Source organism: Streptomyces sp. NBC_01591 (genome assembly GCF_035918155.1).
In the GTDB taxonomy this organism is placed as follows: domain Bacteria; phylum Actinomycetota; class Actinomycetes; order Streptomycetales; family Streptomycetaceae; genus Streptomyces.
Genome location: NZ_CP109327.1, coordinates 4,127,726 through 4,141,041, shown reverse-complemented (window position 1 = coordinate 4,141,041; position 13,316 = coordinate 4,127,726). Strand labels below are relative to the sequence as shown.

Annotated in this window: 11 protein-coding genes; 5 read left to right on the top strand and 6 right to left on the bottom strand. The window is 71.8% G+C overall.

Annotation, left to right across the window (positions count from 1 at the left end):
- Positions 1-63: 63 nt before the first annotated feature.
- Positions 64-1,296 (top strand): cytochrome P450, encoded by a 1,233-nt coding sequence (locus OG978_RS19160; protein ID WP_326766407.1) that lies wholly within the window; start codon positions 64-66, stop codon positions 1,294-1,296.
- 142 nt (positions 1,297-1,438) lie between these two features.
- On the opposite strand, the gene OG978_RS19155 is transcribed toward OG978_RS19160, so the two are convergent.
- Genes OG978_RS19155 through OG978_RS19145 form a run of 3 tightly spaced genes read right to left on the bottom strand, consistent with a single transcriptional unit; the run spans position 1,439 to position 4,411 of the window.
- Positions 1,439-1,810 (bottom strand): hypothetical protein, encoded by a 372-nt coding sequence (locus tag OG978_RS19155; RefSeq protein WP_326766406.1) that lies wholly within the window; start codon positions 1,808-1,810, stop codon positions 1,439-1,441.
- A 28-nt stretch (positions 1,811-1,838) separates the two neighbouring features.
- Complete coding sequence (locus OG978_RS19150) at positions 1,839-3,473, bottom strand: ABC transporter permease (RefSeq protein ID WP_326766405.1); 1,635 nt, start codon at positions 3,471-3,473, stop codon at positions 1,839-1,841.
- Positions 3,470-4,411: an ABC transporter ATP-binding protein gene (locus OG978_RS19145; protein ID WP_326766404.1), complete on the bottom strand. Its 942-nt coding sequence runs from the start codon at positions 4,409-4,411 to the stop codon at positions 3,470-3,472. The genes OG978_RS19150 and OG978_RS19145 overlap by 4 nt, the downstream gene beginning before the upstream one ends.
- Before the next feature lie 100 nt (positions 4,412-4,511).
- Between OG978_RS19145 and OG978_RS19140 the strand changes: the two genes are divergently transcribed.
- Positions 4,512-5,060 (top strand): GbsR/MarR family transcriptional regulator, encoded by a 549-nt coding sequence (locus OG978_RS19140; RefSeq protein WP_326766403.1) that lies wholly within the window; start codon positions 4,512-4,514, stop codon positions 5,058-5,060.
- Positions 5,061-5,239: 179 nt separating this feature from the next.
- Here OG978_RS19140 and OG978_RS19135 read toward each other — a convergent pair whose 3' ends face one another.
- A complete protein-coding gene (locus OG978_RS19135; protein WP_326766402.1) occupies positions 5,240-6,097 on the bottom strand; it encodes a diacylglycerol kinase in 858 nt (285 codons plus the stop codon).
- Positions 6,098-6,283: 186 nt separating this feature from the next.
- On the opposite strand from OG978_RS19135, the gene OG978_RS19130 reads away from it, so the two are divergent.
- The gene (locus OG978_RS19130; protein ID WP_326766401.1) at positions 6,284-7,567 is read left to right on the top strand and encodes an adenylosuccinate synthase; all 1,284 of its coding nucleotides are present in this window, start codon (positions 6,284-6,286) and stop codon (positions 7,565-7,567) included.
- Between the two features lie 56 nt (positions 7,568-7,623).
- On the opposite strand, the gene OG978_RS19125 is transcribed toward OG978_RS19130, so the two are convergent.
- Both OG978_RS19125 and OG978_RS19120 read right to left on the bottom strand, forming a co-directional pair.
- Positions 7,624-9,153, bottom strand: a complete 1,530-nt coding sequence (locus OG978_RS19125) for a substrate-binding domain-containing protein (RefSeq protein WP_326766400.1) — start codon at positions 9,151-9,153, stop codon at positions 7,624-7,626.
- 295 nt (positions 9,154-9,448) lie between these two features.
- Positions 9,449-10,927, bottom strand: coding sequence for a helix-turn-helix domain-containing protein (locus tag OG978_RS19120; RefSeq protein WP_326770083.1), 1,479 nt, complete (start codon positions 10,925-10,927; stop codon positions 9,449-9,451).
- A gap of 338 nt (positions 10,928-11,265) precedes the next feature.
- Here OG978_RS19120 and dnaN point away from each other — a divergent pair, with 338 nt between their 5' ends.
- Both dnaN and OG978_RS19110 read left to right on the top strand, forming a co-directional pair.
- Positions 11,266-12,423, top strand: coding sequence for a DNA polymerase III subunit beta (gene dnaN / locus OG978_RS19115; protein ID WP_326766399.1), 1,158 nt, complete (start codon positions 11,266-11,268; stop codon positions 12,421-12,423).
- A gap of 7 nt (positions 12,424-12,430) precedes the next feature.
- A complete protein-coding gene (locus OG978_RS19110) occupies positions 12,431-13,258 on the top strand; it encodes a phosphotransferase family protein (protein ID WP_326766398.1) in 828 nt (275 codons plus the stop codon).
- Positions 13,259-13,316: the final 58 nt, after the last annotated feature.

The window sequence follows — 13,316 nt, the reverse complement described above, 5'->3', positions numbered from 1 at the left end:
GCCGGGCCCACGCGAAGGGTGGGTGAGTGGTCGGCGGCCGTGGGATGCGGTTAGCGTCCGCCTATGCACCCGTCTCCCCGTTCCGCGGCCGATGCCCCCGCCTTCGACCCCTGGTCCCCGGCCTTCGTCGCCGACCCGTACCCCGCCTACGCCGCGCTGCGCGCCACCGGCCGGGTGCACCGCTTCGAGCCGACCGACCAGTGGCTCGTCCCGCACCACGCCGATGTGTCCGCGCTGCTGCGCGACCGCCGCCTGGGCCGGACGTATCTGCACCGCTTCACCCACGAGGAGTTCGGCCGCACGCCGCCGCCCGCCGAGCACGAGCCCTTCCACATCCTCAACGGGCAGGGGCTCCTCGACCTGGAGGCCCCCGACCACACCCGGATCCGGCGCCTGGTCTCCAAGGCGTTCACCCCGCGTACGGTCGAGCAGCTCGTCCCGACCGTGCGGCGGCTGGCCGCCGAGCTGGTCGACTCCTTCGTCGAGGCGGGCGGCGGCGATCTGCTCACGGCGGTCGCCGAGCCGCTGCCGGTGGCCGTCATCGCCGAGATGCTCGGCATCCCGGAGTCCGACCGGGCCCCGCTGCGGCCCTGGTCCGCGGCGATCTGCGGAATGTTCGAACTGAACCCGTCCGAGGAGACCGCCCGCTCCGCCGTCCGCGCCTCGCTCGACTTCTCCGCGTATCTGCGCGAGCTGATCGAGGAGCGGCGCAAGAACCCCGGTACGGATCTGATCTCCGCGCTCATCGCCGCCCACGACGAGGGGGAGCGGCTGAGCGAGCAGGAGATGATCTCCACCTGTGTGCTGCTGCTGAACGCCGGCCACGAGGCGACCGTCAACACCACCGTGAACGGCTGGTGGACGCTGCTGCGCCACCCCGAGCAGCTGGCCGCCCTGCGTGCCGACCACGGGCTGCTGCCGACGGCGATCGAGGAGCTGATGCGGTACGACACCCCGCTGCAGATGTTCGAGCGCTGGGTCCTCGACGACATCGAGATCGACGGCACGGTCATTCCGCGCGGTTCGGAGGTCGCCCTGCTCTTCGGCTCCGCCAACCGAGACCCGGCCCGCTTCGCCGCCCCGGACACCCTGGACCTGGCCCGGCAGGACAACCCGCACATCACCTTCGGCGCGGGCATCCACTTCTGCCTGGGCGCCCCACTGGCCCGGGTCGAACTGGCCGCGTCCTTCGGCGAGCTGCTGCGGCGCGCCCCGGAGATGCGGCTGGCGGCCGAGCCGGAGTGGAACCCGGGCTATGTGATCAGGGGCCTGAAGGAACTCCGCGTGGAACTGTGACGCACGCGGAGCGGTGACGGAGCCGGGCGGCGGGCTGCGGAGCCGGGTGGCGGACTGCGGAGCCGGGTGGCGGACTGCGGAGCCGGGCGGCCGGAGTCGGGCGGCGGGTCGGGGCTCGGCGCCAAGCTCCCGGCGCACGCGCTCAGCATCCCGGCCCGCAGGCCAGAGGCGGGCCCTCCAGTACGTCGAAGGCCACTCCGAAACCGGCGAGGGCGGCGAGCACCGCCGCCGCCCCGAGCGCCCGGCGCCACTTCCGCCCCACGAGGGCGACGAGGGTGAGCCCGGCCGCGATGCCGCCGAGCGTCATGACCGGCAGCCCGAGCCACAGCACGTTCCACTCCGACTCGCCCTCGAAGCCGCCGAAGATGCCATGCCTGCCGTACGGCGCCCAGGCGAGCATCCCGGCGGCCCCGCCCGCGGCGACGACCAGGCATCCGGCGATCCCGCGGACGGCTTCGTTTCGGTTCCCCATGAACGGGGTGACGCGGGGACGCCACGGCGAGGTTGCACTCACCGGGGACTCCCCGCCCCCGCGCCACCGGTTACGTCAGGACATCGCGTCTGCGCAATGCCCCCGTCCCGGCCCCGACCAGCACCGCCGCGACGGCGGTGAGCGCGAGCACCGGGCCCCAGTCCATTCCCGTGCCACCCGGCAGCTTCGGCAGATGCGTGAACGGGGAGACGTCCATCACCGCCTGCGGCATATCGACGGCAGGCCCGAGCCACCCCAGCGCCAGACAGATCCCGGCGACGCCCCAGGCCGCCACCGCCGCCCTCGGGAACGCCCCGTACAGCAGGACCGTCACCCCGCCCAGCAGCCAGATCGCCGGCAGCTGCACCAGCGACGCACCCAGCACGGCCGGGAGTTCGTGCCCGTAGCCGACGGCCAGGCCGAGGCCGCCGACCGCCATGAGCAGGGCCGCACCGCCGAACGCGATGACCAGATGACCGGCCGCCCACCCGATCCGGCTCACTCCGCCCGCCAGCACCGGCTCGGCGCGACCGGCGGTCTCCTCGCCGTGCAGCCGCAGCACCGACGCGACGATGTACAGCGCCGCCACCATCCCGAGCACGGAGACCATCGCGGCGAGGAACGCGTCGGTCAGCCCGGCCTGTCCGCCCATCCGCTCGAAGATCTCCCTGGTCTTCGCGTTGTCACCGACGAGATCGGCCGCCCCGCCGGTCAGTCCGCCGAATACGACACCGACCACGGCGAAGGAGAGCGTCCACCCGGTCAGCGCACCGCGCTGGAGCCGCAGCGCGAGCCCGAACGCTGTGGAGATCCGCCCCTGCGCGGGCCCCGGTCTCGTCGCCAGGAAGCTCATGCCGACATCGCGCCGCCCGGCCAGGCCGTACGCGAGGACGGCCTGGACCGCGACGGCCGCCGCGAAGACGAGCAGCACCCACCAGCGCTCGTCCGCGTACGCCCGTACGTTCTCCGCCCAGCCGATGGGGGAGAGCCAGGTCAGCGCGGACGAGCCGTCGTCCGCCGCCGAGTCGCCCGCCGCCTTCAGGACGAACGCGGCACCGATCACGGCCGCCGTGAGCCCCTTGGCGAGCCGGGCGCTCTCGGTGAACTGCGCGGCGATCGCGGCCGTGCAGGCGAACAGCACACCGGTCCCGGCGACCGACAGGGCGAGGGCCACCGCACCGGCGCCGCCCGCGCCGGACCCCGCCAGGCCCGCCGCGATCACCACCGCCAGCGCCGCGTTCGCGATCACCGCGGCGAGCAGCGCGGCGGTGATCGGTGCGCGGCGTCCCACCATCGCGGAGGAGAGCATCTCCTGGCGGCCGGTCTCCTCTTCCTCCCGGGTGTGCCGGATCACGACAATCAGGCTCATCACAGCCGCCAGCACCGCTCCGAAGGCGGCCATCCGCCAGCTCACGAGCCCGCCGACCGAGTCGTCGAAGACCGGCCCGTACATCGCCCGGAGCGAGCTGTTGCCGTTCATCGACGCGGCGAGTTCGGCGCGCTGTGCGGCGGTGCCGTAGAGCGAGCCGAGGGAGCTGCTGACGGAGGAGAAGGAGCCGCCGAGCACGAGCACCCAGACCGGCATCATGATCCGGTCGCGCCGCAGCGCGAGCCGCAGCAGGGTCCACGTCCCGGCGAGCTGCCCGGTCGCGGCCCGGGTCCGGCGCCGGGCGCCGGCCGGGGTCGTCATGGTCACGGCAGTCATCGCGCCGCCACCCCCACACCCTCGCCGCTGCCGGGCGCATCCGCCCCGTCCGCCCCGTCCGTCGCGTAGTGGCGCAGAAACAGCTCCTCCAGTGTGGGCGGGGTGCTGGTCAGCGTCCGTACGCCCGACGCGGTGAGCGACTTGAGGACCGCGTCCAGCTTGTCCGTGTCGACCTGGAGCGTGACCCGCATGCCCTGGACGTCGAGGTCGTGGACGCCGGGCAGACGGGCGAGCCCGTTGGGCGCAGCGGCCAGATCGGCGCTGATGTTCGTACGCGTCAGGTGGCGCATGTCCGCCAGTGAGCCCGTCTCCACCGTCCGACCCTGGCGGATGATGCTGACCCGGTCGCAGAGCGTTTCGACCTCGCTGAGGATGTGGCTGGAGAGCAGGACCGTCCGCCCGCGCGCACGCTCCTCGGCGACGCAGTCCTGGAAGACCTCCTCCATCAGCGGGTCGAGTCCGCTGGTGGGTTCGTCCAGGATCAGCAGATCCACATCGGAGGCGAAGGCGGCGACGAGGGCGACCTTCTGGCGGTTGCCCTTGGAGTACGTACGCCCCTTCTTGGTCGGGTCGAGCTCGAACCGGTCGACGAGGTCGGCGCGCCGGGCCCGGTCGAGGCCACCGCGGAGGCTCCCGTACAGGTCGATCACCTCGCCACCGGAGAGGTTGCGCCAGAGCGTGACGTCACCCGGGACGTACGCCACCTTCCGGTGGAGCTCCACCGCATCGCGCCACGGGTCGCGGCCGAGCAGCTGGGCGGCGCCGGAGTCGGCCCGCAGCAGCCCCAGCAGCACCCGGATGGTGGTGGATTTCCCGGACCCGTTGGGCCCGAGGAAGCCGTGGACCTCGCCGGTCTCGACGGTGAGGTCGAGACCGTCCAGTGCGTGTGTCCGACCGAACGACTTGTGCAGTCCGGCCACCGTGATTGCCTTCGTCATGTTCTGAACGTACGCTACTTTCACAAACTTGTGAAGTTAAGGAAGCGTATAAAGTTGGCGTTACGGCGGGGGCCGGGAAAACAGGGGAGACGATCGGGCGATGACCAGCGAAACCGAACAGAACATGCGCTCCGGGCGTGACGCGGAGGCCGTTTCGCGGTTCGTGGAGCGGTTCGCGTCCGAGATGACCGAGGCCGGGATGCAGCGGATGGCGTCCCGGGTCTTCGCCGCGCTCCTCGCGGACGACGACGGGGCCATGACCTCCTCCGAGCTCGCCCTGGCGCTGCAGATCAGCCCGGCGGCCGTCTCCGGCGCGGTCAATTACCTCACGCAGGTCAGCATGGTCGGCCGCGAGCGCGAGCCGGGATCGCGCCGGGACCGCTACCGCTTGCTCGACGAGGTCTGGTTCACCACCTTCGCCAGCCGCGACCGGGTGCTGACCCGCTGGGAGAGCACGCTCAAGGAAGGCGTCCGCATCCTGGGCGAGGACACCCCGGCCGGTGCCCGCATCGCCGAGACGGTGGCGTTCTTCGAGTTCCTGCAGGCGGAGCTGGTCGGGATGATGGACCGCTGGCACGAGCACCGCAAGACGCTCGACTTCACGGCCGGGACGGACGCGCAAGCGCCTGACGGACGCGCAAGCGCCTGACGGACGCGCAAGCGCCTGAGGGGCGCGCAAACGTCTGACGGGGCACGCGGGTGCCTGACGGACGCGCAAACGCCTGACGGACGCGCAAGCGCCTGACGGGGCACGCGGGTGCCTGACGGACGAGCACACGCCTGACGGGCGCGCACACGCCTGACAGATACGTGAACGCCTGACGGGCGCTACCCCTCCGCCACCGGCAGCATCAGCCCCCAGGCCCCCGCCCGCACCGTCCACGTCCTCGTCCGGACCGGCCCGCCGACCTGTATGTCCGCCCGGTAGCGGAAGTCCGCGCCCGAGACCGTGACGGCCTTCGCCTCCGTCGTCACCGGGTCGGCCGCCGGCGGGCGGATCACCACCTCCGCGAGGCCCCCGTCGCCGCCCTGCGAGGTCACGGTCACCGATTCGACCGGGCGGTCCAGATCGTTCAGCAGCACGCCGTCCGCCTCGACCCGCAGCCGGTGCGTGGGCGGCGGGGCGGCGGGCGTCGAAGGAGCGGGGCGCACCAGGGTGCGGACCAGGTTGCGGCAGGTGTCCCAGACCGCGGTGACCCCCGTGTGCGCCGCCGCCGCGCCCGGCAGCGCGCTCAGGGCCGGGATGTGCAGCGCGCCCAGGACCACGCCGTCGCTGTCGTCGACCAGCAGGTCGAGCCTGCGCGCGGCACCGTCCAGCGCGGTGCGCGCCGCCGCCACCGCACCCAGGGGCACGCCGAGCGAATGGGCGAGTTCCAGCGCGGCCGCCGTGCCGACCGGGATCAGCGAGAGCACGCTCCCGGCCGGCTCCCGCTCCCGGTGCAGCTGGGCCACCGCCCGCCGCAGCGCCCGGTCGTCGCCGACCACCACCGGCCGCCGACTGCCCCGGCGGGACAGGGCCCGGGCGAATTCCTCGGGCCCGTCGGGCAGGCAGATCTTGGCGTGCGAACCGGCGCTCAGCACGTCCTTCGCGATACGCACGGACTCGCCGTCGGTCCGGCGGGCGACCGGGTCGATGACCACCAGCAGCTGGTGCGCACCGTCGCCGGGGGGCTGGGCAGCCGACACCTCGGTCCTTCCTCGGGTAGCATCTTGGTGCAAGAGCCCCTTGCGCTATTGCGCCAGGGGCTTCGTCTATTCCGGGGCACCCGGTTCGACGGTTCAGGCCTTGTCGTACATCGTCGTACGGCATGTACGACGTTTACGTACGCCCCCTGACCTTGGACATGCCCCGCCCGGAAGGGGTGTACGCCTGTGCCCGCACTTGTGCTGCTCGGTGCTCAGTGGGGTGACGAGGGCAAGGGAAAGGCCACCGACCTCCTCGGTGGATCCGTGGACTATGTGGTGCGTTACCAAGGCGGCAACAACGCCGGCCATACGGTGGTCGTCGGTGACCAGAAGTACGCACTGCATCTCCTCCCCTCCGGAATCCTTTCGCCGGGGTGTACCCCGGTCATCGGAAACGGTGTCGTCGTCGACCCGGCCGTCCTGCTCTCCGAGCTGAGTGGGCTGAACGACCGCGGCGTGGACACGTCCAAGCTGCTGATCAGCGGCAATGCCCATTTGATCACCCCGTACAACGTCACGATCGACAAGGTGACGGAACGGTTCCTCGGGAAGCGCAAGATCGGTACGACCGGTCGCGGTATCGGCCCGACGTACGCCGACAAGATCAACCGTGTGGGCATCCGCGTCCAGGACCTCTACGACGAGTCGATCCTGGAGCAGAAGGTCGACGCGGCCCTGGAGCAGAAGAACCAGCTCCTCGCCAAGGTCTTCAACCGCCGCGCCATCGAGTCCGGCAAGATCGTCGAGGAGATGCTCCAGTACGCGGAGCAGATCAAGCCCTACGTCGCCGACACGACGCTGATCCTGAACGACGCCATCGACGCGGGCAAGGTCGTCCTCTTCGAGGGCGGTCAGGGCACGCTGCTCGATGTCGACCACGGCACGTACCCCTTCGTCACCTCGTCGAACCCGACCGCGGGCGGCGCCTGCACCGGTGCCGGCGTGGGCCCGACGAAGATCAGCCGGGTCATCGGCATCCTCAAGGCGTACACCACCCGCGTCGGCGCCGGCCCGTTCCCGACGGAGCTGCTCGACGAGGACGGCGAGGCGCTGCGCCGGATCGGTGGCGAGCGCGGTGTCACCACTGGCCGTGACCGTCGCTGCGGCTGGTTCGACGCGGTCATCGCGCGGTACGCGACCCGGGTCAACGGTCTCACCGACTTCTTCCTCACCAAGCTGGACGTGCTGACCGGCTGGGAGCAGATCCCGGTGTGCGTGGCGTACGAGATCGACGGCAAGCGCGTCGAGGAGCTCCCGTACAGCCAGACCGACTTCCACCACGCGAAGCCGGTCTACGAGATGCTGCCGGGCTGGTCCGAGGACATCACGAAGGCCAAGACCTTCGGTGACCTGCCGAAGAACGCGCAGGCGTACGTGAAGGCGCTGGAGGACATGTCCGGCGCCCCGATCTCCGCGATCGGTGTCGGCCCCGGCCGCACCGAGACCATCGAGATCAACTCCTTCCTCTAGGAGGCCGGACGGGGGAGGGCCGGGACGATACGTCCCGGCCCTCCCCCGTTCCGTTCTCAGTCCTCGCCGCAGATCCGCAGCCCCTTCGGCGTCGCGCACGGCAGGTGCCCGTGCGTCCGGATCACGTCCTGACCGTTGCCCCGGCTCAGGTAGCCCAGGAAGCTGGAGGCCAGGGAGTCGGCGGGCGGCCGGCCGTAGGTGTAGGCGTACTCGATCTCGCGGTACGGGTACGTGCTGGAGCCGATCGTGTCGACGGACGGGGTGGCGGAGTCGATGGCGAGCTGGTGGGCTCCCGACAGTTCGGAGCCGGAGCGCAGTTCGCTGTAGCCGATCGCGCCGTCCAGCCGGCCGACGGTGGCCAGGACCTGTTCGGTGGAGTCGAGTTCGCAGCGTACGACCCTGGCCCGTACGTCGTCCTTGGTGGCACAGTCGCGGGAGGACTGGGCGGGTTCGTTGCGGCCGAGCACGCGGCGTTGGAAGACCTCGCGGGTGCCGGAGTTGGCGTCCCGGCTGACCAGGAGGACGGGCAGGTCGGGGCCGCCGAGGGTCTTCCAGTTGCGGATCTCGCCGCGGTAGATCCGCCGGATGTCGGTGAGGCTCAGATTCTTCAGCGGTACCCGGTCGTTGACGACGAGGTGGAAGAGCGAGACGGCGACCCGGTTCTCGCGCAGTTGCGGGTAGCCGTCCGGTTTGGGGCCGTCGGAGAGGGCGATCAGCGCGGGGGAGCCGGACTTCCCGGCCTCGGCGCCCCGGTCGGCGAGTTCCCGTATCCCGGCGTTGCTGCCGTGCGGGTCCACGCGGATGTCGGAGCCTTCGCACTCCTTCTCGTACTTCTTCGCCAGCTCCTTCAGGACCGGTTTGAAGGCGGTGGAGCCGGTGACCTTCAGGGTGCCGCGGGCGCAGCCCATCGGGGGCGGGGTGTCGTCGCGCACCAGGATGATCGAGGCCAGCGTGACGACGCAGACGGTCAGCGCGACGGTGATCAGCCGGGCGGCCCGGCCGAACAGCGGAGGCTTGTCGTCGGGGCGGACCGCGCTGTTCGGTGTGACCTCGCCGTCCCGGATGCCGCCGACGATGCGGACGGGGCTGCCCACGGCCGCCCCGGTGAGCAGCACCAGCAGCTTGAAGTGTTCGCCCCGGTTGAGCGGTACGCGCGGCAGCCGGATGAGCGGTCCGCTCTCGCGCAGCCCGGCGGCCGCGGTGAAGTGCTCCATCAGATGGTCGGCGCCGGGCGAGTGCGTGACCGCGACGCCGCGGACCGTGCGGCCGGTGAACTCGGCGGTCAGCCCGTGGAGTTCACGTCCGGTGTAGTCGTTGTCGGCGATGGACTGCGAGCCGTCGTTCTCGATCCGCAGCAGGACGAGCGTGGCATCGGCCATGTCCGGTGTCTCGTTGAAGAGGCCGAGCCGCACATTGGCCCGCCCCTGACTGACGTCGCTGCCGATCGGGGTGTCCATCTGGACGCGGTAGCCGATCCGCTTGCGGCGGGGTACCCGTCGCTCGTACCAGAGCACTCCGACGGAGGCCAGGACACCCAGTACGGCGGTTGCCACGGCCACGATGTTCTCGGCGCTGAGCCACTCCACGGTTTCCTTGTACTCCCCTCGTCGAATGCGTCGCAGGTACGGCGGTGCGGGTCCGGTGCTCGTCGGGCTTTCCGGGTCACCGTATGTGCGCCATAAGGGAGTTGGGGGTGGCCGGCAGGTCCTGTCGGACGGTGTTCGCCCGTCGTTCGCCTGCTGGTCCAGACCTTGACAGGTCCAGACTATTGGGGCTTGAGTGGCGGGACGTCCAGACGGCCCGCTGAGGTGTTCGGCGTGCCCATCGGCACGGCACCGGGCTCCCGGCTGGGCTGCTGACACACCGTCCGGCGCATCGTCCTCACCGGGAGACGGCGACCTCCTCGATGTCCAGCGCCCGGAAGGCGAGCCACAGGTCGTAGCGGGCGCTGGGTGCCTGGAGCAGCGAGCGGCCGAGGGTCGATTCGAGCCGGGTCAGACGCTTGCGGACGCCCGGCACGGAGATGTCCAACGACTCAGCCGTCGCGGCGAGTTGGGCTTCGCATCGCAACCAGGTGCGGAGGGTGTGCCACGGGTCGGCGGCGTTTTTGGGAGTACCGGGCCCGGTGAGCGGGCGCAGTTGCTGGGCCGCCCATTCCCGTACGGCCGGGGCGCCCAGGATGTCGTCCAGGCCGAGCGGCGGCCGGTCCGTCTTCTTGTCCCGGCGGGCCTTCCTGGGTGTGGCGGGGGTGGCCCGGATGCGCAGGGCCAGGTCCAGGGCGGCCTGGTCGCCGACCCGGTTCACGTCGAGGCCGAGCAGTTCGCCGATCAGCCGGAGCCGGGCGGCCAGGGTGTTCCGGTGGATCTTCAGATGCTGGGTCGCGTGCGAGGAGAACGCCAGCCAGGAGGCGAGCGTCGCCGCGAGTTCCTGGCTGCCCGGGTCCTGGCTGCGCCGCGGCAGATACGTGAGCAACGGGTGCAGCAGCTCGTCCGCCCACTGTGCGCCGGCCGCCCCGGCGGCCACGGCCGGATCCGGCGCCGCGCCGAAACGGGCATGCCGGTCCGGCAGTCCACGGGCCACGGCCAGTGCGTGGAACGCCTGCCGGTAACCGGTCGCCGTGTCGGGCAGCGGTACGTCCTCGCTCACCCCCACGACGCACTCGGTCACCACTTCGGCGACCCGGAGGCCGAGCCACCGTTCGGCCGCGTCCGCGTCCGCCGGTACGACGAGGATCAGATGGCGCGCGTAGACCGGACACCGGACGATCCAGGACCGGCCGCCGGAGAGCTCCGCGCAGATCCGCGCCACCTCGTCCCGGCGGCCGCCCGGACACTCCACGACGTAGACCCGGGCGGGGTCGGGCAGCGTGGGCTTCAGGGCGCCCGCCACCTGGTGCGCGATGGACAGCTGCCCCGTCATGAGCAGATGCAGCACCGCTTCCCTGCTGCGGGACTCCGCGAGGTCGACGCGGCGCCGTTTGCGTTCCACGGCCTCCGCGGCCCAGCACATGGCGAGCGGCATCGCCACGTCGGAGAGCAGGATGACGAGTCCGTCCGGCAGCGGGCGCGGTGCGACCACGGCCAGGATCGGGGCGGCGGCGTCCGGCGGGCCGTCCAGCGGGAACAGCAGCGCGGTGTGCGAGCCCCGGTCGAAGGCGAAGGAGCGCGCGTCGAGCCCCGACAGGTCCTTCGCGTACTCGCCCGCCAGCGCGGCCGCCTCGACGCCCGTACCGTCCGTGCTGCGGGTCACGCCGTGGAGCACGGTGCCGTCCCCGTCGAGCAGCCCGGCCCAGCCCGCCGCCCGGCCGGACACCCAGTGCAGAAGCTCCCGGGATCCGCCCGACCGGGCCAGCCGGTACATCCGCAGTACGTCATCGGCCCGATCCCGCGCGTGCACAGATCCTCCACTCCTGCCCAAAAACCGGAATGCAGGCTACCGGTTTGATTGTGCGTACTGATACCCACGGCGGCCCACACAGTGCGAATTGAAGCTTCCGGGTATGTACCCGAGGACCTAGAGTCCGAACACGGTTGCGGCACCCCTTGGGGGAGGGGTACGGGGGCGACAGCAGCGGCTCACGGGGGTGGCCGCTGTCGCGTCGGCCGCAACCGTTCTTCTTCTTCCGTTGTCAGTGGCGGCCCCTAGTGTCGGCTCGCGATCGCGTCCGCGATCGGAGTCGACCGGGAGAGGCCGCCGCCATGGAATTCCGCATTGAGCGCAGCGCACTGACCGATGCCGTGGCCTGGGCCGCCCGGGTGCTGCCCACGCGCTCGCCCGTTCCGGTGCTGGGCGGGCTGCTGCTGGAGGCGGCCGACGGCCGGCTGCGCATCTCGGGGCTGGATTACGAGGCGTCCGCCTGTATCGAGGTGGAGGCGGAGACCGTACAGGCCGGGAAGGTGCTGGTCATGGGCCGCCGGCTGCTCGATGTCTGCCGGGTGCTGCCCGAGAAGGTGGTGGAGTGCGCGGTCGAGGGGTCGCGGTTCTCGCTGGCGAGTGACGGTGCCCGGTTCGGTCTCTCGGTGCTGCCGCTCGACGACTACCCGGCACTGCCGTCGCTGCCGGAGGTGCTCGGTGAGGTGGACGCGGAGGAGTTCGCGGCGGCCGTCGCCCATGTGGCGGTGGCGGCGGGCCGGGACGACACGCTGCCGACCCTGACCGGCATCCGGCTGTCGCTGGACGGCGACACGATGACGCTCGCCGCCACGGACCGCTACCGGTTCGCGGTGCGCACCCTCGCCTGGAAGCCCGGCGCGGCCGGTGCCCCGGCCGGTGTCCCGGACGACGTCCTGGCCGGTGCCCCGGCCGATGTCGTGGTCTCCGCCCGCAGGCTCACCGAGATCGCCCGCTCCTTCGGCCGGGGCGGCATGGTCCGGCTCGCGCTGGACGGCGGCTCGGCCGGTTTCGAACTGGCCGGGATGCGTACGACGGTGCGTCTGCTCGACGGCCGGCTGCCGCGTCACGACAAGCTGTTCGCGATGACGGGCGCGGTCGTCGCGGAGACGGACCGGGCGCCCCTGGTCGAGGCCGTCAAGCGGGTCGCCGTGGTCGCGGAGGGCGGCAGCCCGCTCCAGCTCGCCTTCTCCGACGGCTCGGTGCTGCTCCAGGCGGGTTACGAGGACGATGTCGCCTCCCAGCGCCTGCCCGCCGTGATGGAGGGCGCCGAAGACCTGACGGTCGCCTTCAACCCCGCGTATCTGATGGACGCCCTGGGCTCGTTCGACACCCCCGTGATCAGGTTCGAGCTGATGGGCCCCGGCCAGCGCGCGATGGTCACCGGCCGGACGCCCGGCAAGGACCTGGAGGGCTCCCGACCCGCTCACCAGCATCTGCTGATGTCGGCCAAGCCGCTGGTCTAGGAGCGTCATGGACTCCGTGCGGTGGAGCACCCACACGGTCGAGATCCGCGGCGACGTCGTGACGAAGCGGTACCGGAAGGGCGACGTCCGCGCCCTGCTCGACCGCGAGTGGCGGGCGCTGACTCTGCTGGACGCCCATGCCCCGGGCCTCGCCCCCGCACCCATCGCCGTCGATCGCGACGCCGTTCCGCCGACCGTGGTGATGTCGCGGGTGCCGGGGGTTCCGCTGCGAGGAGCCCCGGTGGACGCGAAACGCCTGTCGGCGATGGCCGAAGCGCTCGACGCGCTGTACCGGGCCGTTCCGCACGACCGGCTCGTACGGGTGCCGGTGCGCCCGGACCACGAAGCCGGGCTGATCGCGCGACTGCACACCTGGCACGGCCGGAACCCACCACCGGCTGCCGGGGCCGCGGTGCGCGAAGCCCTGCGCGAGGGCATGGCCTGGCTGGACGGCCGGGACCGGGCCGCCGCGCCGGGGGACCCTGTGCCGGTATTCGGTCCCGGTGACGGGAACCTCGCCAACTACCTCTGGGACGCGGAGATGTCACGCATCGGGGTGGTCGACTTCGAGGACTCCGGCCGCAGCGACCGTGCCTTCGAGCTCGCGGAGATCACCGAGCATGTCTCCGGCTGGGTCGACGGCGGCTTCGACACCGCCGCCTTCCTCGCCTGCTTCGACCTGAACGCCCAGGAACGTGCCCGGTTGCGGGAATGCCGCCGACTGCTGGCGCTGACCTGGCTGTTCATCCTCTCCGCCGATGACCCCGCGCACCCCAGGAACCCGCCCGGCACCGCGGAGCGACAGGCGCTCCGGCTGCGCGAGCTGCTGGGCTGACCGGTGCGGGGGCGGAGAGGGGTGCGGGGCCGGGCAAGCCTTCCCGGCCCCGCACCCT

Coding starts and splice junctions, on each gene's coding strand:
- OG978_RS19145 (WP_326766404.1), bottom strand. CDS start 4,411: ATGACGAAGGCAATCACGGTGGCCGGACTGCACAAGTCGTTCGGTCGG.
- OG978_RS19120 (WP_326770083.1), bottom strand. CDS start 10,927: ATGTACCGGCTGGCCCGGTCGGGCGGATCCCGGGAGCTTCTGCACTGG.
- OG978_RS19160 (WP_326766407.1), top strand. CDS start 64: ATGCACCCGTCTCCCCGTTCCGCGGCCGATGCCCCCGCCTTCGACCCC.
- dnaN (WP_326766399.1), top strand. CDS start 11,266: ATGGAATTCCGCATTGAGCGCAGCGCACTGACCGATGCCGTGGCCTGG.
- OG978_RS19140 (WP_326766403.1), top strand. CDS start 4,512: ATGACCAGCGAAACCGAACAGAACATGCGCTCCGGGCGTGACGCGGAG.
- OG978_RS19110 (WP_326766398.1), top strand. CDS start 12,431: ATGGACTCCGTGCGGTGGAGCACCCACACGGTCGAGATCCGCGGCGAC.
- OG978_RS19150 (WP_326766405.1), bottom strand. CDS start 3,473: ATGACTGCCGTGACCATGACGACCCCGGCCGGCGCCCGGCGCCGGACC.